The 24555-nt window shown below is 52.1% G+C and carries 20 protein-coding genes; 18 read left to right on the forward strand and 2 right to left on the reverse strand.

Annotation, left to right across the window (positions count from 1 at the left end):
• Window positions 1-120 precede the first annotated feature (120 nt).
• Window positions 121-1017, forward strand: a complete 897-nt coding sequence (gene oxyR, locus DYA43_RS00675) for a DNA-binding transcriptional regulator OxyR (protein ID WP_020329438.1) — start codon at window positions 121-123, stop codon at window positions 1015-1017.
• A 60-nt stretch (window positions 1018-1077) separates the two neighbouring features.
• Here the strand turns inward: oxyR and DYA43_RS00680 are convergent, their stop codons facing one another.
• The gene (locus DYA43_RS00680; protein ID WP_032081685.1) at window positions 1078-3558 is read right to left on the reverse strand and encodes a penicillin-binding protein 1A; all 2481 of its coding nucleotides are present in this window, start codon (window positions 3556-3558) and stop codon (window positions 1078-1080) included.
• A gap of 142 nt (window positions 3559-3700) precedes the next feature.
• On the opposite strand from DYA43_RS00680, the gene pilM reads away from it, so the two are divergent.
• The 13 genes from pilM to DYA43_RS00745 all read left to right on the forward strand — a co-directional run bounded on the left by pilM (window position 3701) and on the right by DYA43_RS00745 (window position 18042).
• A complete protein-coding gene (gene pilM, locus DYA43_RS00685; protein WP_061057154.1) occupies window positions 3701-4705 on the forward strand; it encodes a type IV pilus assembly protein PilM in 1005 nt (334 codons plus the stop codon).
• Entirely contained in the window at window positions 4695-5285 is a 591-nt protein-coding gene (locus tag DYA43_RS00690; protein ID WP_061057155.1) for a PilN domain-containing protein, read from the forward strand. The genes pilM and DYA43_RS00690 overlap by 11 nt, the downstream gene beginning before the upstream one ends.
• Entirely contained in the window at window positions 5278-5868 is a 591-nt protein-coding gene (locus DYA43_RS00695) for a type IV pilus inner membrane component PilO (protein WP_020429291.1), read from the forward strand. The genes DYA43_RS00690 and DYA43_RS00695 overlap by 8 nt, the downstream gene beginning before the upstream one ends.
• Window positions 5858-6370 (forward strand): pilus assembly protein PilP, encoded by a 513-nt coding sequence (locus DYA43_RS00700; RefSeq protein ID WP_020429290.1) that lies wholly within the window; start codon window positions 5858-5860, stop codon window positions 6368-6370. The genes DYA43_RS00695 and DYA43_RS00700 overlap by 11 nt, the downstream gene beginning before the upstream one ends.
• 24 nt (window positions 6371-6394) lie before the next feature.
• Window positions 6395-8131, forward strand: a complete 1737-nt coding sequence (locus DYA43_RS00705) for a type IV pilus secretin PilQ (RefSeq protein WP_061057156.1) — start codon at window positions 6395-6397, stop codon at window positions 8129-8131.
• A 187-nt stretch (window positions 8132-8318) separates the two neighbouring features.
• A complete protein-coding gene (gene aroK, locus DYA43_RS00710; protein ID WP_004728569.1) occupies window positions 8319-8837 on the forward strand; it encodes a shikimate kinase AroK in 519 nt (172 codons plus the stop codon).
• Between the two features lie 27 nt (window positions 8838-8864).
• On the forward strand, window positions 8865-9950 hold the full coding sequence (aroB, locus tag DYA43_RS00715; RefSeq protein WP_024374091.1) for a 3-dehydroquinate synthase: 1086 nt from the start codon (window positions 8865-8867) through the stop codon (window positions 9948-9950).
• Between the two features lie 45 nt (window positions 9951-9995).
• Entirely contained in the window at window positions 9996-11504 is a 1509-nt protein-coding gene (locus DYA43_RS00720; protein WP_061057157.1) for an AAA family ATPase, read from the forward strand.
• A 94-nt stretch (window positions 11505-11598) separates the two neighbouring features.
• A complete protein-coding gene (locus tag DYA43_RS00725; RefSeq protein WP_020329450.1) occupies window positions 11599-12429 on the forward strand; it encodes a Dam family site-specific DNA-(adenine-N6)-methyltransferase in 831 nt (276 codons plus the stop codon).
• Between the two features lie 125 nt (window positions 12430-12554).
• Window positions 12555-13226 carry a ribulose-phosphate 3-epimerase gene (rpe, locus tag DYA43_RS00730; protein WP_020329451.1) on the forward strand — a complete coding sequence of 224 codons (672 nt, stop codon included), beginning with the start codon at window positions 12555-12557 and terminating at the stop codon, window positions 13224-13226.
• Window positions 13227-13263: 37 nt separating this feature from the next.
• On the forward strand, window positions 13264-13944 hold the full coding sequence (locus DYA43_RS00735) for a phosphoglycolate phosphatase (protein WP_020329452.1): 681 nt from the start codon (window positions 13264-13266) through the stop codon (window positions 13942-13944).
• Between the two features lie 154 nt (window positions 13945-14098).
• Window positions 14099-15115 (forward strand): tryptophan--tRNA ligase, encoded by a 1017-nt coding sequence (gene trpS, locus DYA43_RS00740; protein WP_004728575.1) that lies wholly within the window; start codon window positions 14099-14101, stop codon window positions 15113-15115.
• 308 nt (window positions 15116-15423) lie between these two features.
• Window positions 15424-18042, forward strand: coding sequence for an ExeM/NucH family extracellular endonuclease (locus DYA43_RS00745; protein WP_061057158.1), 2619 nt, complete (start codon window positions 15424-15426; stop codon window positions 18040-18042).
• Window positions 18043-18117: 75 nt separating this feature from the next.
• On the opposite strand, the gene DYA43_RS00750 is transcribed toward DYA43_RS00745, so the two are convergent.
• Window positions 18118-19389, reverse strand: coding sequence for an NAD(P)/FAD-dependent oxidoreductase (locus tag DYA43_RS00750; protein WP_061057159.1), 1272 nt, complete (start codon window positions 19387-19389; stop codon window positions 18118-18120).
• 177 nt (window positions 19390-19566) lie between these two features.
• Here DYA43_RS00750 and DYA43_RS00755 point away from each other — a divergent pair, with 177 nt between their 5' ends.
• The 4 genes from DYA43_RS00755 (at window position 19567) to astD (ending at window position 24399) form a co-directional block, all read left to right on the forward strand.
• Window positions 19567-20145, forward strand: coding sequence for an aminodeoxychorismate/anthranilate synthase component II (locus tag DYA43_RS00755; RefSeq protein ID WP_061057160.1), 579 nt, complete (start codon window positions 19567-19569; stop codon window positions 20143-20145).
• 432 nt (window positions 20146-20577) lie between these two features.
• Complete coding sequence (locus tag DYA43_RS00760; RefSeq protein WP_020329456.1) at window positions 20578-21789, forward strand: aspartate aminotransferase family protein; 1212 nt, start codon at window positions 20578-20580, stop codon at window positions 21787-21789.
• A gap of 99 nt (window positions 21790-21888) precedes the next feature.
• Window positions 21889-22908, forward strand: a complete 1020-nt coding sequence (astA, locus tag DYA43_RS00765) for an arginine N-succinyltransferase (RefSeq protein WP_020329458.1) — start codon at window positions 21889-21891, stop codon at window positions 22906-22908.
• 33 nt (window positions 22909-22941) lie between these two features.
• Window positions 22942-24399, forward strand: coding sequence for a succinylglutamate-semialdehyde dehydrogenase (gene astD / locus DYA43_RS00770; protein WP_024374086.1), 1458 nt, complete (start codon window positions 22942-22944; stop codon window positions 24397-24399).
• The last annotated feature ends 156 nt before the right edge of the window (window positions 24400-24555 follow it).

Below are 24555 nucleotides of genomic sequence, written 5' to 3' on the forward strand. Positions count from 1 at the left end.
AATGAGGTTCAAGGGAGAGCGTGGTCTCCGTAAAGTTGTGGTTATTATTAAAGAAAAACTTTGATAGCTCTAATCGTTTGATGTTATGGTTTTGATAGGTGAATTCTATCGAGGTACAAGATGAACATTCGAGATTTTGAATACTTGGTGGCGTTGGCTGAGCACAAGCATTTTCGTAAAGCCGCTGAGGCCTGCTTTGTCAGTCAGCCTACCTTAAGTGGTCAAATTCGTAAGCTGGAAGACGAACTGGGAACCGTGTTGCTTGAGCGTAGCAGTCGCCGCGTGCTGTTTACCGATGCGGGCTTGCAGCTGGTGGATCAGGCCAAGCGGATTCTGACGGAAGTTAAAACGTTTAAAGATATGGCGAGCGGCCAGAGCGGCGCGATGACAGGCCCGATGCATATTGGCTTTATTCCGACTCTGGGGCCTTATCTGCTGCCGCGGATTGTACCGACCCTGAAAGAGAGTTTTCCGGAACTGGAGCTGTATCTGCACGAAGCGCAGACTCACCAGTTAGTGCGCCAGCTGGAAGAGGGTAAGCTGGATTGCCTGGTATTGGCATCGGTGGAAGAGACCGCGCCGTTTAAAGAGATTGAGATTTTCAGCGAACCGATGAGCATCGCAGTGCCGTGCGGCCATGAATGGGCCGGACGTGACGAAGTGGACATGCTGGAACTGAATGGTAAAACTGTGCTGGCGCTTGGCGACGGCCACTGCCTGCGCGATCAGGCGCTGGGTTTCTGCTTCGCCGCAGGCGCCAAAGATGACGAACGTTTCAAAGCCACCAGTTTAGAAACGCTGCGTAATATGGTCGCGGCTGGTGCTGGTATTACGCTGTTGCCGCAATTGTCTCTGCCGGGGGAAAAAGAAAAAGATGGCGTGTGTTACATCAAAGCCGTCAACCCTGTACCGTCACGCCGTTTGGTGCTGGTGTACCGCCCGGGCTCTCCGCTGCGTCAACGATTTGAAAATCTGGCCAGTGCGATGCGTGACTGCTTGATGGCAACCGTGCACTGACTCTGATGCTACGCATAAAAAAAGAGGCTGAATATTCAGCCTCTTTTTTATTTTCTGCCATCAGAACAGCGATTCGTTGTCTTCGCTGGTGTAGATGCTGTTGGTCGTCGATTCCGTCACGTAGTCTTTTGGCTCAGTTCCGTCAATGAAGTACTCAAACATGGAGCTGGAATCAAGCTTGTTGGTCAGTAAGCCGCTATCACGGTCGATACGAACGCGGACGATATTATCTGGAATACTTTGTTCCTGATAAGGCACGCCGTTCAAAGCTAAGCCCATGAACTCAATCCACGCTGGCTGTGCGGTTTTCGCACCCGCTTCGGCACCCGAGACATCATCTTCAATCGCCGGGTTAGGGACAGTGTGACCGAGGTTGCGGCTGTGCTCATCAAAACCAACCCAGGCGGTGGCGACAATACCTGGGCCATAACCGTTGTACCATGCGTCTTTCGAATCGTTTGTCGTACCGGTTTTACCGCCGATATCACGACGCTTGAGCGCCTGTGCCCGCCAGCCAGTACCGTTCCAGCCGGTGCCTTCACGCCAGTCACCGCCACCCCAGATATTGCTGTACATCATCTGACGAACCAGGAAAGCGTTCTGTTCAGAGATCACTTTTGGTGCGTACGGAGTATCCACATCCTGCTCGTCAACGCCGTTGCTCAGGCTTGACTCACAACCGCTGTGACACACGACTTTCGGGCTGGCTTCGAATTCCAGATCGCCATAAGGACCTTCAACTTTGCTGATGTAGAACGGTTCCACATAGTAACCGCCGTTGGCAAAGACTGAATAACCTTGCGCCATTTTGACCGGAGTCAGGCTGCCTGCGCCCAGTGCAATGGTTTCAGAACGAGGCAGTTTGTCGAGTTCAAAGCCAAAACGAGTCAGGTATTGACGGGTATCGTCAAGGCCGACCTCACGCAGCACGCGTACCGCCATGACGTTTTTCGACTGTGCCAGACCGATGCGTACGCGAGTCGGGCCGCCGTAAGTTGGTGGCGAGTTCTTCGGACGCCATGCGGTGCCTTGACTTTCATCCCACTGGTTAATTGGTGCGTCGTTGATCAGCGTCGCCAGCGTCAGACCTTTCTCCAATGCCGCTGAGTAGATAAACGGTTTGATACTTGAACCCACCTGACGTACCGATTGGGTCGCGCGGTTAAATTTGTTGTGCACAAAGTTGAAACCGCCAACCAGCGCCAGTACGGCACCATTTTCCGGATTCATGGCGACAAAGGCCGTTTGCGCATTCGGAACCTGACTCAGTTTCCAGTGTTGTTGCTCGGCGCCGTCTTCGTGTAGCTGTCGAACCCAAATTTGTTCGCCAACAGCCAGAATGTCATCAGCTTTGCCTGGTAGTGGACCCTGGCGTTCATCAGTAATGAAACGACGTGCCCAGTTCATATCATCCCAAGCGATGGTTTGCAGGCCAGAGCCCTTCACCCATATTTGCGCTGATTTGCTGTCGACTTTCAGAACCACCGCTGGGTAAAGATCGTTGTAAGTCGGCTCGTTTTTCAGGTGGTCAGCAATCTTGTCTTCATCCCAGGCGGCTTGCCCCGATTTCCACAGCTCTTTTTCTGCGCCGCGGAAACCATGACGTTCATCGTACGCCAACAGATTATCCAGCGCGGCTTTGTTTGCTGCTTTCTGCAGTTTTGAATCCACCGTGGTGTAGACATTCATGCCGGAGGTGTAGGCATCTTCGCCGTAGCGGTCGATCATCCACGCGCGAGCAATTTCCGCCACATACGGGGCGTTAAGCTCGATTTCCGCACCGTGATAACGTGACTCCATCGGCTCGTTACGCGCCACATCGTACTGCTCTTGGGTGATGTATTTTTCGTTCAGCATGCGCAGCAGAACCACATTACGACGGTTGGTCGCACGCTCAACAGAATAGATCGGGTTCATGGTCGATGGCGCTTTTGGCAAACCGGCAATCATCGCAATTTCACCCAGCGTCAGGTCTTTCACTTCTTTGCCGAAGTAAGCCTGAGCCGCGGCGCCAACCCCGTAGGAGCGGTAGCCGAGGTAGATTTTGTTCAGGTAAAGCTCAAGAATTTCGTCTTTGGTCAGCAGTTGCTCGATGTGGACAGCGATGAAAATCTCTTTGATTTTACGCATGATCTTCTTCTCGTTAGAAAGGAAGAAGTTACGAGCGAGCTGCTGAGTAATGGTACTCGCGCCCTGAGAAGCACTGCCGGACGCCAATACCGCAAACGCCGCACGGGTAATACCAATCGGGTCAAAACCATAGTGTTCGTAGAAACGGGAGTCTTCGGTTGCGATGACCGCTTCGATCAGCTCTTTCGGCATTTCATCCAGTTTGAGTGGAATACGACGCTTTTCCCCAAACTGAGCAATCAGTTTACCGTCCTGACTGAAAACCTGCATTGGCGTCTGCAACTGCACGTCGCGCAGCGTTGCCACATCTGGGAGATCAGACTTCACATAGAAGTAGAAGCCAAAGATTGTAGTGACTCCAAGAATAATGCAAATCAATGAAAATACTAATAAACGCTTTATGAACTTCACCGGAGAATCCCTGTTTAGTAGAGGCTGCCCTAATGCAAACCCTTGTACTCTAGACTAAAAACGCAGCACTTAAAAATGTAGCGTGACTATTTTTCAAATAAATAAATGCGCGCCACTGAGTGTAGTCACCGGAGTAAATGGCATGGGTAAATCATTAGTTACAGGTGTCGATATTGGCCACCACAGTATTAAAGCGGTGGTTTTAAAACCGAAAGGCGAATCGTATTCGCTGGTCGGTTACCAAGAGATAGTCGTATCCGAGGATATTTTCGCTGATAACCACACGCTGAATTATCAGAAAATTGTAAAGAAACTCAAAGAACTAAAAAAGGGATTACCGCTATTTAGTCGTAAAGTGGCGCTGGCTGTACCGGACAACGCAGTAATAAGTAAGGTATTACAGATAGATAGCGAACTGGATGCCAGCGAACAAGAGTTCGCGGTCTATCAGGCTTTTTCCCATCAATCGCCGCTACCCATCGAAGAGTTGAGCCTGGATTTCGTTGTCACCGGAGAAAAAACACTGGGGCGCAGCAGTTCGTTGACGTATCAGGTCTATGCAACCCGACGTGAAGTGATCGACAACCGTTTGTCTGCGATGAGCAAAGCGGGTTTTGAGCCGCTGCTGTTTGATATGCAGATTCACGGCCTGCTCAATATCTGGCAATGGGTCAGCCGTGCTCAGCAACGCACCGATTGGATGCTGGTCGATGTCGGGTTCAGCCAAACCTCATTGTGCATCGACTTTGCCGATAAAACGCCGTTTTACAAAGACATTCCGTTGGGAACCCGCCAACTGGTTGCGGCGACCTCCGGTGGTAACGCTGACCTTACCAGCCCGCAAGCACACTTCATTCAGGAGTTGGTTGAGCGTCTGGCGCGCCAGATCCAGCTGTTTCTTTCTCTGCAAGGCCATCAACCGCTGGCCGGTATCTGGCTATCCGGTGGCGGCGCGGCAACGGAAGGTTTGGCGCAGGCGATTAGCGAACGTCTGGTTCTGCCTTGCGAGCTGTTTAACCCTCTGGCGGAGTTTACTTGCCGCGCATCGCTACGCCGCCAGCCTCAGGTTGATTTGCAGCGTTTTAGCACTGCGGCAGGCTTGGCGCTGCGCGGGCTCAATTGGCTGGAGAACGGCCATGCTGCATAACATCAACCTTATTCCCTGGCGTGAAGCGCAGCGCGAGGCGCACAAACGCCGCTTCGTCGGACTGTGCGTGCTCGCGTTGATGGTGGCATTGGGCGTGCAGTGGGGCGCTGGCTTTTATCTCGATCAGCAAACTCAGGCTCAGCAGCAGCGACTGGCATTTCTCAATCAGCACATTCGCCAACTGGATGCGCAGATTGCCGAGCTGAAAGTGACCGAGCAAGAGCATAAAGCGCTGCTGACCCGGCTCAATATCGTCGAATCGTTACAGCAAAAGCGCAATAAGACCACAGAGTTCATGAACCTGATGCCGCAACTGATTCCGGAAGGTGTCTACGTCGACAAGATCAAAATGAACGGCGAAGAAATTGAAATCAGCGGCATCAGTGACAGTACTGCCCGACTCGCCACCATGCTCGACAATCTGGAAAAATCGACCCAACTGTCTGAGGTCGGTATGCATTCGATCGTGTCAGGTAATCGACGTTTTGGTAAACAATTTCAGAGCTTTAAGGTGTCATTTCTGTTTCATGCGTCAGCTCATAAACCGCTCGCCACCGTGACAGGAGAGAAACATGGCTAACTTGCAGGAACTGGAACTGGATGAAATCGCTGAATGGCCTTTGTTGCCTCAGCTGGCCGTGTTGTTACTGCTGGTTCTGGCTCTGCAAGGTGCGGGCTATTGGTTGTATATGTTGCCCAAGCAGGATGCGCTCGAAGGTTTAAAACAGCAGGAACAAACGCTCAAATCGACGATACGTATCAAAGCCAGCAAAGTGGCCACGTTACCCAAACTCAAAACCCAACTGGATGAACTGGCAGAACGGTATGACTTCCTGCTGCGTCAACTGCCGGTGCAAAAAGAGCTTGCCAGTATGCTGGCGTCGGTTAACGAGCTGGGGCTGGAAAACACGCTGACGTTCACGCGGATTGACTGGGGGGAGAAGCAGAATCAGGAATTCCTCTATCGTCTGCCACTCAATATCGAACTGACCGGCAATTATCACAACATCGGCGACTTTTCCGAAGCGATTGCGCGCTTGCCACGCATCATCAACTTTGACGATGTCGATTGGCAGCGCGTCAGTCAGGAGAGCAGCACGCTGCACTTTCGCGTCCGCGCTTACACCTATCAGTTCAAACCGGAGGTGAGCGATGAAAAATAAGCGCTGCTGGCTGTTAGGAGCACTACTGCTCAGTGGTTGTAAAGCCAATCAGGAATCGCTATCCGATTACGTTAAACACGTCGAACAGCAGGCGCAGCGTGAAGTGGCGACACTGGCTCCGGTAGTTCAGTTCGACGTGTTTCATTATGCCCAACATCATCAGCGTGAGCCGTTTGTCTTGCCTCAGGAAGCGCTGGTGCAAAACCAACCGCGAATGAAATCGGATTGCTGGCAACCTTCACCGCGCGCCAAAAGTGGTTCGCTGGAGCGTTACCCTCTCAGTCAACTGCGTTTACGAGGTGTCATGAGCAGTGGTGGCTCTGTCTCCGCGTTGATTCAAACGCCGCAAGGTTCGGTAATGAAAATTAAAGCAGGACAGTACCTGGGATTGAACAACGGTCGAGTGACCCGCGTGGCAGACGATTATCTGCTGATCAAAGAGACCCTGCCGGACGGATTGGGATGTTGGAATCAACGCAACGTTAAATTGGCTTTGAAATAAAATTTTGAGTTTAGAGACATAACTATGATTAAAGGACTAAATGCCTCCACGGCGTGGGGAATACGTTGTCTGTTTGTGGGCGCATGCCTGCTGTTATCTGCCGCCACACTTGCTCAGGAGGCGGCGGCCAATCAGCTGAAGAATATCGATTTTCGCATCAACAAAGACAAAGCGGCGGTACTGATTGTCGAACTGGCTTCCGCCTCGGCCGTGGTGGATGTGCAGAAAACCGAGCAAGGCCTGAATATCGAACTGCTGAAAACCGATGTCAGTGACGACAAACTCTACCTGCTCGATGTGCGCGACTTTGCCACCGCAGTGGAAAACATCGAAGTGTTCCGCCAGCAGCCCAGCACCTTGTTGGTCGCAACGGTGCAGGGGGAGTTCAATTATGATTACAGCCTGAAGGGTAACTATCTGGAAGTGGTGATCCGCAAGCTAAAAGCCGAGGAGAAAGCCAAACCAAAAAGCGTACTAGAAAAAGAAGGCAAGCGGATTTCGATTAACTTTCAGGATATTCCGGTGCGCAATGTGCTGCAGTTGATCGCAGACTACAATGAGTTCAATCTGGTGGTTTCCGATTCAGTGCGCGGCAACCTGACGCTGCGCCTTGATGGCGTGCCCTGGCAGCAGGTGCTGGACATTATTCTGCAAGTCAAAGGTCTGGATAAGCGCGTCGACGGCAATGTGATTCTGGTGGCGCCCAAAGAAGAGCTGGATCTGCGTGAAAAGCAGCAGTTGGAAAAAGCCCGCATGGCGGAAGAACTCGGCGATCTGCAATCGGATATTCTCATCATCAACTTTGCCAAAGCGTCTGACATTGCGCAGATGATTGGCGGCGATGGGGCGGTCAATATGTTGTCGGAGCGTGGCTCGATCAGCATTGATGAACGCACCAATGCGCTGCTGATTCGTGAACTGCCGGAGAACATTGCTGTGATTCGCGATATCGTGGCGTCGCTCGATATTCCGGTCAAGCAAGTACAGATTGAAGCGCGTATTGTGACGGTCAATGAAGGTAACTTGGATGAACTGGGTGTGCGCTGGGGTTTCAGCTCCACCAATGGCAGCACGACCACGGGTGGCTCGATTGAAAGCAATCTGGGGGCAATTGGTTTGTACGATGGCGGTAATAATAGTGGCGGTTCTGGTGATGGCGTTGCGATTGATGATTTCCTCAACGTTAACCTCGCAGCCACCTCAGCCAATGCGTCCAGCATTGCGTTTCAGGTCGCCAAGCTTGGCGCAGATACCTTGCTCGATCTTGAACTGTCAGCCATGCAACGCGAGTCAAAAGCGGAAATCATCTCCAGTCCGAGACTGATCACGACCAACAAGCAGCCGGCGTATATTGAGCAGGGTACTGAGATTCCGTACTTGGAATCCTCATCCAGTGGCGCCACCAGTGTGGCATTCAAGAAGGCAGTACTCAGCCTCAAAGTGACGCCACAAATCACCCCCGATAACCGTCTGGTGCTGGATTTGAGCGTTACTCAGGATCGGCCGGGTGAAGTGGTGAAAACCGGTACTGGCGAGGCGGTGGCGATCAACACGCAGCGCATTGGTACACAGGTGCTGGTCAACAACGGTGAAACCGTGGTTCTGGGCGGCATTTTTCAGCACAGTATTACGAATTCAGTCGACAAGGTGCCGCTGCTGGGTGACTTGCCTGTGTTGGGCGCGCTGTTCCGTCGCAGCTACGAACAAATGGGCAAAAGTGAGCTGCTGATCTTCGTAACACCGAAAGTTGTGATTCAGTAACTTATCGTCATTCTTGTCAGTCAAAGAAAATTAAAGTTGCATTAGTGGCACCAGATCTAGATAATTTCGGGTCTTATCACGAAATATCTGTGAGGAATAGGTGCCACAAGCATTCCTATCGCTGACTGCTGTCTGGCGCAACCTTGTGGCGATGTCATTGAATTAACGTTGTAAATTACTGCTAAACATGGCTGAAAAACGCAATATTTTCCTTGTTGGCCCAATGGGCGCCGGCAAAAGCACAATTGGTAGACACCTTGCTCAACAACTGCATATGGAGTTTGTCGACTCTGATACAGTGATTGAAGAACGCACAGGTGCCGATATCGCATGGGTATTCGATGTCGAAGGTGAGGAAGGCTTCCGCAAGCGCGAAGAAGCTGTGATCAACGATCTCACTGAAGAACAAGGTATTGTTCTTGCCACTGGTGGTGGTTCCGTAAAGAGTAAAGAGAACCGCAACCGTCTTTCTGCACGTGGCATTGTTGTTTACCTTGAGACGACGATTGAAAAACAACTGGCGCGCACTAACCGCGACAAGAAACGCCCGTTGCTGCAAACTGATAATCCGCGCGAAGTTCTTGAAACCCTAGCGGGTGAGCGCAACCCTCTGTACGAAGAAATTGCAGACATTACGGTACGTACCGACGATCAAAGTGCAAAAGTGGTAGCCAACCAGATCGTAAAAATGCTAGAAGAACATTAAGTTGTTCTTTTACCTGGAGTACGAACCATGGAACGGATTACGGTCAGTTTAGATGAGCGTAGCTACCCAATCTCAATTGGTGCCGGATTATTCAATGATCCGGCTCTTCTTTCTTTATCCGCAAAACAAAAAGTTCTGATCATCACCAACCATACAGTGGCTCCGCTGTATGCTGGTAAAATCACGGCTCTGCTCGATCAAAAAGGCTGTCAGTCTGCAGTGTTAGAACTGCCGGATGGCGAGCAATACAAAAGCCTCGATACCTTCAATACCGTTATGAGTTATCTGCTTGAGCACAACTACAGCCGCGATGTGGTGATTGTGGCTCTCGGTGGTGGCGTGATTGGCGACCTGGTTGGCTTTGCGGCTGCCTGCTATCAACGCGGTGTCGATTTTATTCAGATTCCCACTACACTGCTTTCGCAAGTGGACTCTTCCGTTGGTGGTAAAACCGCGGTGAACCATCCACTGGGCAAAAACATGATTGGTGCTTTCTACCAACCTAAAGCGGTTATCATTGATACCAACTGTTTGTCGACACTGCCTGCGCGTGAATTTGCGGCGGGAATGGCGGAAGTGATCAAATACGGCATCATTTACGATTACGACTTCTTTGTCTGGCTGGAACAGAACATGGAATCACTCTATGCGCTGGATGAGCAGGCACTCTCCTATGCGATTGCCCGTTGCTGCCAGATCAAAGCGGAAGTGGTGGCGCAGGATGAAAAAGAGTCGGGTATTCGCGCGTTGTTGAACCTGGGTCATACATTTGGTCATGCGATCGAAGCAGAACTGGGGTATGGTAACTGGCTACACGGTGAAGCCGTGGCAGCAGGTACGGTGATGGCGGCAAAAACCGCTCAGCTTCAAGGGCTTATCTCTCAAGAGCAACTGGATCGCATTCAGGCGATTTTGCAAAAAGCCAACCTTCCGGTTCATACACCGGACAGCATGTCGTTCGACGATTTCATGAAACACATGATGCGCGACAAAAAAGTGTTGGCAGGTGAGCTACGCTTGGTATTACCGACCAGTATCGGTACATCCGATGTGGTCAAAGGGGTACCTGAAGCGGTGATTGAACAAGCCATCGACTACTGCCGTACGGTGTAATTCGAACTTTTTCAGTATGACTACTGACTGTCATTAGGAATCTTCATGAGTTTGGCACATGAGTTGACGTTGGATTCCCAGGTGGAGCTGCTTGAACGCTTGCAGCTGCTGACCCGTTTTGGTTCCAACTTCGTCAATGTGGTCGGTCCGCTGGGTGCGGGTAAATCCTGGCTGGCCCAACGTTATCTGGAACATTGGGCAGACGACAAAAACCAGTCGCTATTAATGTGCCATCCGAATCAGGATGACGAGCAGCGCCGCACCACGTTGCTGACTCAACTGGTGTCGGAACCGCTGTTCAATCCTAAAGACTCCCTGATCGAAAGTTTTTCCCGCCTGTTTGAAGACAGCAGCTGCGATATCGTGGTGGTGGTCGACGACGCTCATCTGCTCACGGACACGATGATTTCAGAATTGTGGATGTGGGTACTGGAAGCGCAGAGCAACCCGCGCTGGACAGTGAACGTTGTGCTGTTTGCGCAGTCCAACAGTCTGGACGCTCTGCTGACTCGTCTGAGCTATGGTCAGGAACTCAAACCGATTGACCTCGAAATTGAGGCGCTCTCACAAGATGAGTGTGACAGGCTGTTTGAGCAGCGCGTCATGCGTTATGTTGAAGACGATATGGAACGTCAGGTTCGTCAGGCCTACAAAAAAGTGCAGCCGTTACCGGGAGAGATTATGGCACTCGCAGATCAGAAAATGGAAAAACGTATTGTGATTCGTTCCATCATCGGTTCGCCGTTGAAGATTACGCTGCTGGTGCTGATTCTGTTACTGCTGATTGGTGGTGGCTACTGGTGGATGCTGTCGCAGCCATCACCGGACGACAAAGCGCAGCAACTGGCACAAAATCAGGAACAAACGGCGATTCCGACGCTCAACACGGCTTCCGGTTCGTCAACCAAAATGGATTCAGTGCTGGCAGAGAGCGATACTCAGCCCGCGCAGTTAGAAGACGATTCTTCTGCCTTGCCACCGGATGTGAAAGAGTCCACCGAAGGTGTGGGTCAGGCAGACAGCAATCAGCAGCGTGTCGTGATCACCTCTGATGTTGTTGATGCGTTGCTGGAAGGCAAACCGCAGGCCGCCGATACCTCAGCGATCGATAAGGTCGTGGCCGCGGCGCCTCAAGTTGACGCACAACCCAAAGTGGCCGCAGAAACAGTACAAGCGGCGCAACTGGCATCACCACCGGCGGTAGAACAACCAGCCGCAGCAGAGCAAACGCCACCGCAAACCAAGATTACTTTCTCTTTTGGCCGTGAAGAGCTGAAAGCGATGTCGCCACGCAGCTACACGTTGCAACTGGCGGCGGTCAACTCGCTGGCCGAAGTGCAGACGTTCATCGAACGTCATCAGTTGCAAGGCAAAGTGAATGTCTACCCGACACTGCGCAACGATGTCGAGTGGTACATCATTACCTACAGTAACTACCCAACCATTCAGATGGCGCGCGATGCGGTGGAAACGCTGCCGAAATCGTTGCAGGCGATGGGGCCATGGGCCAAATCGCTCAGTCAGGTACACCGGGAAATTGAGCGTGGCCAGTAAGGCTGCGCCGTTAGGTGCCATTTACGTTGGGTCTGGCCTCAAAATGTGTTACATTCCGCAGCCTTATTTTTTCGGTGATTGATTAGAGCAGTAGATGAAAAAGCAGCGTGCCTTTCTGAAATGGGCGGGGGGAAAGTTTGGCCTCGTCGAAGACATTCAACGCCACCTGCCACCGGCTGATGAACTGGTTGAACCGTTTGTCGGCGCTGGGTCTATCTTCCTCAACACCGAGTTTAAGCATTACCTGCTGGCGGATATCAATCCGGATCTGATCAATCTCTACAATCTGCTTAAAGAGCGTCCAAGCGATTACATCGACGAAGCCAAGCGCTGGTTTACGCCGGAAAACAATCGCAAAGAAGCGTACCTGTCGATTCGTCAGCAGTTTAATCAGACGGACGATATCATGTACCGCTCACTGGCCTTTCTGTATATGAACCGTTTTGGCTTTAACGGCTTGTGCCGTTACAACAAAAAAGGCGGTTTCAATGTGCCGTTTGGTTCATACAAAAAACCTTATTTCCCGCAAGCTGAACTGGAATTCTTTGCCGAAAAAGCGCAGCGCGCGACTTTTATCTGTGCTGGTTACGACGAGACGTTTCGCCGCGCGGCAGCCAGCAGCGTGGTGTATTGCGATCCCCCGTACGCGCCGCTGTCATCGACGGCCAATTTTACGTCTTACGCGGGTAATGGCTTTACACTTGATGACCAGGCTGCGTTGGCCGATATCGCCGAGAAAACCGCGACAGAACGCGGCATTCCGGTGCTGATTTCCAACCACGACACCATTCTGACCCGCCGTTTGTACCATGGCGCGCAGCTCAATGTGGTGAAAGTGAAGCGTACCATCAGTCGCAACGGCGCGGGTCGCAACAAGGTGGACGAACTGCTGGCGCTGTTCAGCCCGGCTCAACAGGATTTGTAATAACTGGCGCCGAATGTGCAGATTTGCCTGCTGGCCTGGCCCTTGGCGCTAGGATCTCTCCGCTCCCTTAGGTAGAATGTCGAACATAAACTGTTCACTGCATTCCATCGCCTAAGAGGTCAGGTATGAAAGATTTTCTCATTGCTCCATCCATTCTCTCTGCAGATTTTGCCCGTCTCGGGGAAGACGTCGAAAAAGTCCTGGCGGCGGGTGCCGACGTGGTTCACTTTGACGTGATGGACAACCACTACGTACCTAACCTGACGTTTGGCGCGCCCATTTGTAAAGCGCTGCGTGATTATGGCATTACCGCACCGATTGACGTTCACTTGATGGTCAAACCGGTCGATCGCATCATTCCTGATTTCGCTAAAGCCGGCGCTTCGATGATCACTTTCCATGTTGAAGCGTCTGAGCACGTTGACCGTACACTGCAACTGATCAAAGAGCACGGCTGTAAAGCGGGCGTAGTGCTTAACCCGGCAACGTCACTCAGCCATCTGGATTACATCATGGACAAAGTGGATATGATTCTGCTGATGTCGGTCAACCCGGGTTTTGGCGGTCAGTCATTCATTCCGCATACGCTGGATAAACTGCGTGCGGTGCGCAAACTGATTGATGACAGCGGCCGTGATATTCGTCTGGAAATCGACGGCGGTGTGAAAGTGGACAACATTCGCGAAATCGCGGCAGCCGGTGCGGATATGTTCGTGGCTGGTTCGGCGATTTTCGGTCAGCCAGATTACAAAGCGGTCGTGGACGCGATGCGTGCAGAGCTGGCTCGCGTAGAATAACAACCGATTACAATTAAAAAGCCTTAGGAAGATTGTTTTGAACCAAATTAAGTTGATCGCTTTTGATCTCGACGGCACGTTACTCGACAGCGTGCCAGACTTGGCGGTTGCCGCCGATCAAGCGGTGCGCGCGATGGGATTCCCTGGCGTGACTGAACTGCAGGTGCGCGATTATGTCGGTAATGGTGCCGATGTGCTGATTGCCCGCTCTCTGAGCCAGAGCCTGACGATTGATCCGTCACTGAGCGACGAAGTGCGCAGCAAAGCGCGCGTGCTGTTTGATGATTTCTATGAGCAGACTGGCCACAAGCTGAGCCACCTTTACGCCAATGTTAAAGAGACGCTGGCGCAGCTGCACCGCGCGGGTTTCACTCTGGCGCTGGTGACCAATAAACCGTCGAAGTTTGTGCCGCACGTGCTGGCTCAGCATGGTATTGATGGCTACTTCAGTGACGTGATTGGCGGCGATACCTTCCCGAACAAGAAGCCGGATCCGATGGCACTGAACTGGCTGCTGGACAAACACCAGCTGAGCGCCAGCGAAATGCTGATGGTCGGTGATTCCAAGAACGACATTCTGGCGGCGAAAAATGCCGGCTGTGCGTCGTTCGGTCTGACTTACGGTTACAACCACGGCGAACCCATCGCTGCGTCTGAGCCGGATGTGGTGGCGGATAACATCGCGCAATTGCTCGATGTTGTGCTCGTTTCTGCGTAAAAGACCGCAATCTTCGCTGGCAAAATACTCGTTAATGAGTACACTGCTGGTTTGATGTTTTTCAAATAAAAGCGCGCTCAGAGTGGTCTGGGCGCGCCTTTTTCACAGATTTGTTCTGTCTTATCTCATATTAAGTAACAAGGAAATCATACTCATGAGCAAACCCATCGTATTGAGTGGTGTTCAACCGTCAGGTGAACTAAGTATCGGTAACTACTTGGGTGCTCTACGTCAATGGCAACAGATGCAAGACGACTATGATTGTCACTACTGTGTAGTGGATTTGCATGCGATCACGGTTCGTCAGGATCCGAAAGCGCTGCATGAAGCAACACTGGATGCATTGGCAATCTGTCTGGCCGTTGGTGTTGATCCGAAAAAGAGCACGCTATTTGTTCAGTCACATGTACCAGAGCATGCTCAATTGGGTTGGGTTCTTAACTGTTACACACAAATGGGCGAACTGAGCCGCATGACTCAGTTTAAGGACAAGTCTGCGCGTTACGCGAACGATGTAAACGCCGGTCTGTTTGACTACCCGGTTCTGATGGCTGCGGATATTCTGTTGTACGGCGCGCACCAAGTGCCTGTAGGCAGCGACCAGAAGCAGCACTTGGAGTTGGCGCGCGATATCGCCACCCGTTTCAACAACATCTACAGTCCTGAAACGCCAATCTTTGAAGTGCCGGAGCCGTACATTCCGACCGTGAATGCACGCGTGATGAGCCTGCAAGATGCGACCAAGAAAATGTCGAAGTCGGATGACAACCGCAAGAACGTGATCACGTTGCTGGAAGATCCGAAGTCGATCATTAAAAAGATCAACAAAGCCCAGACAGACACAGATACGCCGCCACGCATCGCACACGATGTAGAAGCGAAGGCAGGCATCTCGAACCTGATGGGGCTGTACGCAGCGGCTACCGGTAAAACGTTTGCCGAAATTGAAGCGCAATACGCGGGCGTGGAAATGTACGGTCCGTTTAAGAAAGACGTCGGTGAAGCGCTGGTGGCGATGTTAGAACCGGTTCAAGCTGAATACCACCGCGTGCGTGCAGATCGCGCGTACCTCGACAGTGTGATGCGTGATGGCGCAGAGAAAGCCTCAGCGCGTGCACTGCAAACCCTGAAGAAAGTGTTTGATGCCGTTGGTTTTGTGGCTCGCCCGTAAACTTTCTCTGAATATAAAAAGCCCCGGCATTGTCCGGGGCTTTTTTATGCCTTGAGGAAATCTCTTTGTAATCAATGTTTAATCTAACCTTCATTTAAGTTTTTACGTTAACTGTTGAAACTTTGCGTTCGGTTCAAACATTGATCATAAGAATGCGAGATATGTCTCGATATGCATAGTGAATGGTTTGTATTTGCAGTCAAAAGCACAACACTGGTTTATGTTTTTAACCGTGTTGCAGTGATGAATGTGACACATCGCACTTAACTTCATACCTAGATTACATCGTAGGGATGACGAGGCTAATCATGCATACCCAACCCACTTTTTCAGTTTCTTTTTCGGCACTGGCGCTGGCCATTGCTGCGGGACTCAGTGCGCCAGCGCGCGCGGAGATTGTGCTGTCGCAATACGTTGAGGGCAGCAGTTACAACAAAGCGATCGAGATCGCCAACACGGGCGACGCGTCGGTCAGTCTGGATGGCTACTCGCTGGCAATGTCGACCAACGGCAGTGGCAGCTGGGATAAAATCCTGCCGCTGAGCGGCCGAGTGATCGCCGCACACGATGTGTTGGTGCTGTCTAACTCCGGCGCCAACAGTGACATTCAGGCGGTCACCGATATCAGCAACAACAGCGTGATCAATTTTAATGGCAACGACCCGGTGGCGCTGCTTAACAGTGATGGTTCCGTGCATGATGTCATTGGCGACATGGGCGGCGCCGATTTCGGGAAAGACCGCACTCTGGTGCGCCAAGCTGATGCGCTGACGCCATCGGCGGTGTATCAGCCACAGCAGTGGATGGTGTGGGATGCCAATGTCATCGACGGTTTGGGTTCGCTTGATACAGAGCTGCCTGAGGCGTTCACCTGTAATCAGGATGGCAACGAGCCAACCTTTACCTCTATTCAGGATATTCAGGGCGAGGGCGATACGTCACCGTTTATCAACGGTTATCCGTACATCACCGACGACGAATACACGGTGAAAGGGGTGGTCAGTGCGGTGACGGGTGGCCTGACCAAAGGGTTCTATCTGCAAGCGTTGGACGATGATAACAATCCGTTGACTTCAGAAGGGCTGTTTGTGTTTACCGGTCAGTCGTCGAGCGATCTTCAGCCGGGGGATGTCGTGTGTACCCGCGGTAAAGTGCAGGAGTACTACAATCTGACCCAACTGAAAGTAGAGAACAATCAGTGGGAAAAATTGTCCGAACAAGCCGCACCGACCGCACACGAGGTCACCATTTTGGGCAGCGACGAGCACTTTGCCCAAACCATGGAACGCTACGAAGGCATGTTGGTGACGCTGCCTAAAGCGCTGGATATGCGTGTCACCCGCACCTTTGGTTACGATTACGATGCGCGCCGCAACAATATGGTGCTCGCCCAAGGGCGTGTGAACATGCAGCCGAACCAGTTGTTCCCGGCAGGTTCCGAACAGGCTCAGCAACAGAGCCTCGACAACGCTCAGCGCCGACTGTTTGTCGAATCGGATGCCAAAGCGGGTGATGGTCAGATCCCTTACTACCCGCAATTTGGCCGCAGCGATATCGATCAGGATGGCTCAACGGAAGACTACATTCGTGTGGATGATACGCTGTTCGATGTGGAAGGCGTGGTGACCTACAGCTACGGCGAATACCGTCTGGTGGTGACCAACACCATCAGCCAGGACAATCTGGTCCACAACGATCCGCGTACCGCAAAACCTAAGATGTACGAAGGGGATTTGCGCATCGCGTCGTTTAACGTCCTCAACTACTTCAATTCTCCTTATGGTGGTGACGCGAATCAGCACGGTGATAACCGCGGTGCCAGCAACTTTACTGAGTTCTCGATGCAGCAGGCGAAGATCGTCAATGCGATTTTGCGTCTGGATGCGGACATCGTCGGCTTGATGGAAATTGAGAACAACGGTTTTGGTGATGGTGCGGCGATTCGCCAACTGGTCGATCAACTCAATGAACGTATCGATGACAAGAAAAAACGCTACCAGTTTGTAGCTGTGGATTCGAATCAGGATGGTCAGACCGATGAGAAAGATTCGGTTGGCAGCGACGCGATCACCACGGGCGTAATTTATCGCGACAAAGTGGTCAAACTGCTGCAAAGCCGAGTGATCCCAATGCCGAGTCAGCAAGCACCTGAAGTGCTGAATGAGGAAGGCAAAGTGATTGAAGATGGTAAGAACTACCAGCGTGATACGCTGGCGCCGACCTTTAAAGTCAAAGGCGGGAACGAGACCATCACCGTTGCCGTCAACCACCTTAAATCCAAAGGTTCAGCTTGCTGGGAAGATGCGGCGCCGGTCAGTGAAGGCGGGCAGGGCGGCGCGGATGCCGATCTGCAGGGTTCGTGTGAGAACTTCCGTGTTGCCGGAGCGGTGGCACTGGGTGAAGCGTTGGCGAAAATCGACGGTCACAAAGTGATTCTTGGCGACATGAACTCGTACGGCAAGGAAGATCCGATGCTGGTTCTGACTGACTACACGCCAGAGAAATACGGCAAAGTCATTAAGGCAGCGCGCAATACCGTGATTGGTGAACAACCCCAGTTTGGCGATGACGGCGCGGTGATCACGCAAGGTTTCGGTTACCTGAGTGCGATGGAACTGGCGCACAAAGACAACAGCTGGAGCTACTCGTACAACGACGAAGTGGGCGCGCTCGATCATCTGTTGGTCAGCGACAGTCTGAAGCTGCGTGTCGTCGATGCCATTGACTGGCACATCAACGGCGGCGAATCGACGCTGTTTGACTACAACGATGAATACAAAGGCGATCTGCCGAAATATGAGGACCATTTCCGCGCTTCTGACCATGATCCAGCCGTGGTTGAGCTCAATATCTACGGCGGCTCATTCAGCGTGGTAGGGTTGGGGTTGCTACTGGGTTTAGGTTGGTGGCGTCGTAAATCGGCTTAAGTCGAGTGATAAACTGAGGGGGAGCATCATGCTCCCCTTTTTGTGTCTGCTGCCGGGGCAGGTAAGCACTAACGGCTATTTGGTGCGCTCAATGCCGGCTGCTTTCATTATGTATTTCTCATAAATCGGCTCGCTGGTGCCTTTCTTCACTTTGTAGAGAAAGTATTTCTCAAACGCAATTTTGGCCAAATGTACCCATTGCCCCATCCCCGTCCAGTTCGTGTTGCGCGGAGGATTTTGTGGCAATGCGACAAAAGCTGCCCCTTTATCGCCCATATCTGCCAGACACACCGCATTGAGTGTCGGCTTGGTGTGCATCGCTTCACCGCGCTCCAAGCTGAGAATATTCTCCACAATGGCCGTGGTCATCGATTCAATCATAAAACCCGTTTTGGGAGCACCCACCAGCACGGGAGTTTGCTCCAGAGGCGGAATAGCCACACACACGCCAGCGGCAAAAATATTGTCGTACACCGGGCTGCGCTGGTATTCATCAGTCATGACAAAACCTTTCGGGTTACACAGGTCCGGTACGGCCGCAATCGCCGCTGAGCCTTTAAACGGAGGCAGGAACATCGCCATGCTGAAGGGCAGTGCATGTTCGAAATCGACTTCGGCTTTGCGATTGAGCTCTTCAATGTGTGCCACGTCTGCTTCAAATTGAGTGACGCGAGCATTGCAAATCCATTTGATACCGCGTTCACGGAATTCATGTTCCATCAGCGCTTTGGAGTCCCCCACGCCACCCAGGCCCATGTGGCCGATATAGGGCTCGCTGGTGACAAACGTCATAGGCACTTTATCGCGGACTTTGAGTTTACGCAGATGGCTTTCGAGCGACAGAATGTACTCGTAGGCGGGGCCAAAACAGCTTGCACCCTGCATGGCGCCAACGATGACCGGTCCCGGATTGTCGACCAGTTGCTGCAGAGCTTGGTAAGCTTTCACCGCGTGATCAACCGTGCAGATCGATTGGGTGTAGCCGTTCTCCGGCCCTGAGCCCGGTACCGCTTCAAATGCCAGTTTCGGACCGCTGCAAATGACAAGGTAGTCGTAACAATACTGTTGACCATCGCCAGTACTCAGTGAGTGCGCTTGGGCGTCGATGGCGGTTACCCCTGACGTGTTGAAGGGAATGCCGAATTTGTCCACGTAGGGGCTCAGTTCGAGAATCACCTGCTCTTTGGTCCGTTCTCCCAATGCAACCCAGGGATTGGACGGAATAAAGTGAAATTCAGAGCCTTCGTTGATCAACATGACTTCATGGTCAGCAGGCAGTTTTTGTCGTAGTTCGTAGCAGGCAGACATGCCGCCTAACCCGGCGCCGATAACGATGGTCCTCTTCATCTCGTTCTTCCTTACTATTAATTAGTAATAACTAAATTAATAGTAGCTAATGAAAATGGCCGTGCCATTATTCTTAAGTCGAAGATGAGAGAAACGTGATGAAATCTGCTTTATTGATTGAATCTGGCGCGCTGATTTGTAGAATGCGAGGGGTTCTTGTCTCACGCTGGCGACGTTATGCTTCTGATTATCGATAATTACGACTCATTCACTTACAACCTCTACCAGTACTTTTGCGAGTTGGGTGCGACGGTGAAAGTGGTGCGTAACGATGAAGTCACGCTGGAGCAAATTGAAGCGCTGGCGCCAAGCCATCTGGTGATTTCACCGGGGCCATGTACGCCGAATGAAGCCGGCGTTTCACTGGCGGCGATTGAGCATTTTGCCGGCCGGCTGCCGATTCTGGGGGTGTGCCTCGGCCATCAGGCGATTGCGCAGGTGTTCGGTGGTGAAGTGGTGCGTGCCCGTCAGGTGATGCACGGAAAGACTTCTCCGGTGCGTCATACCGGGCGCAGCGTGTTCGCCGGACTCAATAATCCGCTCACCGTCACGCGCTACCATTCGCTGGTGGTGAAAAACGGCACCTTACCGGACTGTTTTGAGCTGACGGCTTGGACGGAGCTGCCGGATGGCACTCCGGACGAGATCATGGGCTACCAGCATAAAACTCTGCCTATTGATGCAGTGCAGTTCCATCCGGAATCGATCAAAACCGAGCAAGGCCATGAACTGCTGGCCAATTTCCTGCGCCGATAATCCCTCATCCCAGTAAAACCGTACGCTGCCGCCGAATCGTGGTCGTGGACGCCTGCGCGATTTTTCCTGATCACGATCACTATTCTTAACATTTTCGTCATCTAAATTTCTTTTTTTCTACATTGAAAATTTATTCGCCGCAGATCCTGCCGATCCCTTGCTACGCCTGATCTGACCGTGGTGTGGCACGGCTTTTTTTACCCATAATGAAAAAGTACTTCATAAAAGCGTTTACTTGGTGCATAAATAATCACTAGTGGTGAAGATTGTGAGCTGAATCGGCTGGCTGAAAGAATAAATCACTATTGAATTGGTTAATAATTTGTAAATACAATGCTGCATCGGCTTATATGCAAAACAAAATCTCAACGTCGGGATTTTGTGAAAGGACTGCCTTTCTGCCAGGCATGCGGTATCGAGAAGGAATGTGCAATGACAGTGGAAATTAAAGTAGAACGCGGTTTGTTTGATGAGGTAATGGTGCCTTGTTACAACCCGATGGAATTCATCCCGGTTAAGGGACAGGGCTCACGTGTGTGGGATCAGCAGGGCAACGAGTACATCGATTTTGCCGGCGGTATCGCGGTGAGCTGTTTAGGTCATTGTCATCCAGCAATGGTGAACGCGTTGACAGAGCAGGGCAACAAGCTTTGGCATCTGAGCAACGTGATGACAAACGAACCAGCACTGCGTCTGGCGAAGAAGCTGACTGAAATCAGCTTTGCGGAAAAAGTGTTCTTTGCTAACTCGGGCGCCGAAGCAAACGAAGCGGCACTGAAACTGGCACGTCGTTACGCTGCGGACGTTTATGGCCCTGAAAAGTCTGAAATCATTGCATTTAAACAAGGTTTCCACGGCCGTACATTCTTCACCGTGACTGTGGGTGGCCAAGCGGCTTACTCGGACGGTTTTGGTCCAAAACCAGGTGATGTGACGCATCTGCCATACAACGATGTGGAAGCGCTGCAGGCGCACATCTCTGACCGCACTTGTGCTGTCATGATGGAACCTCTGCAAGGCGAAGGCGGTATTGTGTCGCCAACACCAGAATTTGTTCAGGCTGTGCGTGAGCTGTGTGACAAACACAATGCGCTGCTGATCTTCGATGAAGTGCAAACGGGTAACGGTCGTACCGGCCACTTCTACGCTTACCAAGGTATCGGTGTGACACCGGACATTCTGAGTACTGCCAAATCACTGGGCGGCGGTTTCCCAATCGGCGCGATGCTGACCACATCGAAACTGGCAGAGCACATGAAAGTGGGCGTGCACGGTTCGACCTACGGCGGTAACCCGCTGGCATGTGCGGTTGCAGAAGCCGTCGTGGATGTGGTGAGCAAGCCAGAAACGTTGGCTGGCGTCAAAGAGCGTGAAGCGCTGTTCCGTGAAGGTCTGCAAAAGATCAACGCGAAGTACAACCTGTTCAAAGAAGTTCGCGGTCAGGGCCTGCTGTTAGGTGCGGCGCTGAACGACGAGTGGCAAGGCCGTGCGCGTGACGTGTTGGTCGCATCAGGTAAACAAGGTCTGATGCTGTTGGTGGCCGGTGCGAACGTTGTTCGTATGACCCCATCATTGATTATTACTAAAGAAGAAATCGAAGAAGGCTTAGCACGACTAGACAAAGCAATTGCTACCCTAGTTTAAGCGAGCCCGTACGCCATACCAAACCCATGGGATGGGGGCGGTATGGCGACGTTATCAGGTCGAGGCATTCAGACCTGTTTGCATCTGGAGGGAGTATTGATGCTAGTTGTTCGCCCTATTGCAATTTCAGACTACGAGGCGCTGCACACCTGCGCAGTGGAATCGGGTCATGGATTCACCTCATTGCCGGTTAACGAAGAACTGTTAACCAATCGCATTAAACATTCCGAATACAGCTTTACCAAACCCGACGTGAACCAGCCGGGCGATGAAGGCTACCTGATGGTTGGCTTTGATTCCGAAACGGGTGAAGTCGCGGGGACCACAGGTGTTGAAGCTTCCGTGGGCTGGGATATTCCGTTTTACTCTTACCACATCAGCACCATCGTGCACGCGTCGCCAAAACTGGGCGTCAACAATGTGGTTAAGCTGCTGACGTTTGGTAACAACTACACCGGTTGTTCGGAAATCTGCACGCTGTTTCTGCGCGCTCCGTTCCGTGAAGGTCTGAACGGGCGTCTGATGTCGAAATGTCGTTTCCTGATGATGGCGGAACATCCGCATCGTTTCTCTAAAACCATCTTCGCTGAAATGCGCGGTGTCTCTGATGAACAGGGTAACTCACCGTTCTGGAAATGGTTGCAGGAACACTTTTTCTCAATCGACTTCACCATGGCGGATTACCTGACAGGTATTGGCAAGAAAGGCTTCATTGCCGATCTGATGCCGAAACTGCCGATTTACATCAACCTGCTGAGCAAAGAAGCGCAGGCAGTGATTGGTCAGGTGCATGAGAAAACCCGTCCGGCGTTGGCGCTGCTGGAAAAAGAAGGCTTCACCTGCCGCAACTATGTGGACATTTTTGATGCGGGCCCGTCAGTAGAATGTGACCTGCGCAATATCGAGTCGGTACGTGATTCCGTACGTGCCAAAGTGGAAATCGCCGAGCACTCCAGCTCGCAGGATTTCCTGATGTGTAATACCTCTTTTGAACATTTCCGCGCGACGGCGGCGAAAGCAGCCTATAACCGTGAGCGTGGAACCGTGATTATTGCGCCTAAAGTGGCTGAAGCGCTGCAAGTCGACAATGGCGACTTCCTGCGCATCCTTGCTCAATAGTCAGAGCACAGTAACGAATTGAAGGATAAGACAATGACTCAGTGGATTGCCGGTCAATGGGTGGCTGGTCAGGGTGAACACTTCACCTCTTTGAGCCCATACAACAACGAAATCGTCTGGCAGGGCGACAGTGCCACGCCAGCTCAGGTTGAAGATGCCGTAAAAGCCGCGCGCTCTGCGTTTGTTGAGTGGAAGAAACTGCCATTCGCGGAACGCGAAAAAGTAGTGCTGGCGTTTGCTGAAAAGGTCAAAGCCAACGCTGAAGCGATCGCTGAAGTGATTGCTAAAGAAACTGGTAAACCGATTTGGGAAACCCGCACGGAAGCCGCTGCGATGGCTGGCAAGATTGCGATCTCGATTCGTGCTTACCACGACCGTACCGGTGAAACCGTGCGTGAAGCGGCGGGCAACCAAATCGTGTTGCGTCATCGTCCGCTGGGCGTGATGGCGGTCTTTGGGCCGTACAACTTCCCGGGCCATCTGCCAAACGGCCACATCGTGCCAGCGCTGCTGGCGGGTAACACCGTGGTATTCAAACCGTCTGAACAAACACCTTGGACGGGTGAAGTCGCGATGAAACTGTGGGAAGAAGCGGGTCTGCCTAAGGGTGTTCTGAACCTGGTACAAGGCGGTAAAGAGACCGGGATTGCGCTGGCGCAGTCGAAAGGTATCGATGGTCTGCTGTTTACCGGCAGTGCTAACACGGGTCATCTGCTGCACCGTCAGTTTGCGGGTCAGCCAGGTAAAATGCTGGCGCTGGAAATGGGCGGCAACAACCCGATGGTGATCTCTGATCACTACGGCGACCTGGATTCCACCGTTTATACCATCATTCAATCGGCCTTCATCAGTGCCGGTCAGCGTTGTACCTGTGCTCGTCGTTTGTACGTACCACACGGTGATAAGGGCGATGCGCTGATCACGCGTCTGGTTGAAGCGACTCAGAAACTGCGCATCGACCAGCCATTTGCTGAACCCGCACCGTTTATGGGGCCACAAATCTCCAAAGCGGCCGCGGACTTTATTCTCAAAGCGCAGGCAAACCTGCAATCTTTAGGCGGCGAAATTCTGGTTGAAGCGCGCGGTCTGGAAGCGGCGTTTGTGACTCCGGGTATCATCGATGTGACCCCGATTGCCGAGCTGCCGGACGAAGAGTACTTCGGCCCGCTGCTGCAAGTGGTGCGTTACGAAACGTTGGCTCAGGCGGTTGAACTGGCCAATGACACCCAGTTTGGCCTGTCGGCTGGCCTGGTCACCACCGATGACAGCGAATGGGAATACTTTGTTGACCACATTCGCGCCGGCATTGTGAACCGCAACCGTCAGCTGACGGGCGCGAGTGGCGATGCGCCATTCGGTGGTCCGGGTGCGTCGGGTAACCTACGTCCAAGTGCGTTCTACGCGGCGGACTACTGTGCCTACCCGATGGCGTCGATGGAAGGTTCGGCAACCGAACTGCCAGCCACGTTGAGTCCGGGTATCGAACTGTAATTTACGATTTAGCTAACGTCACAGGCTGAAGGCTACCCGGTCCTTCTCGGGCTTCGGACCGGGTAGCCACTTTTTACTATTACAACAATAAATATTCATATTAGCCCCAAGTAGTGAGTGGTCACTTGGGCAACAGAATCCAATAACCCAGGTTGC

The sequence above is a fragment of the Vibrio fluvialis genome, assembly GCF_900460245.1.
GTDB classification, from domain to species: Bacteria; Pseudomonadota; Gammaproteobacteria; order Enterobacterales; family Vibrionaceae; genus Vibrio; species Vibrio fluvialis.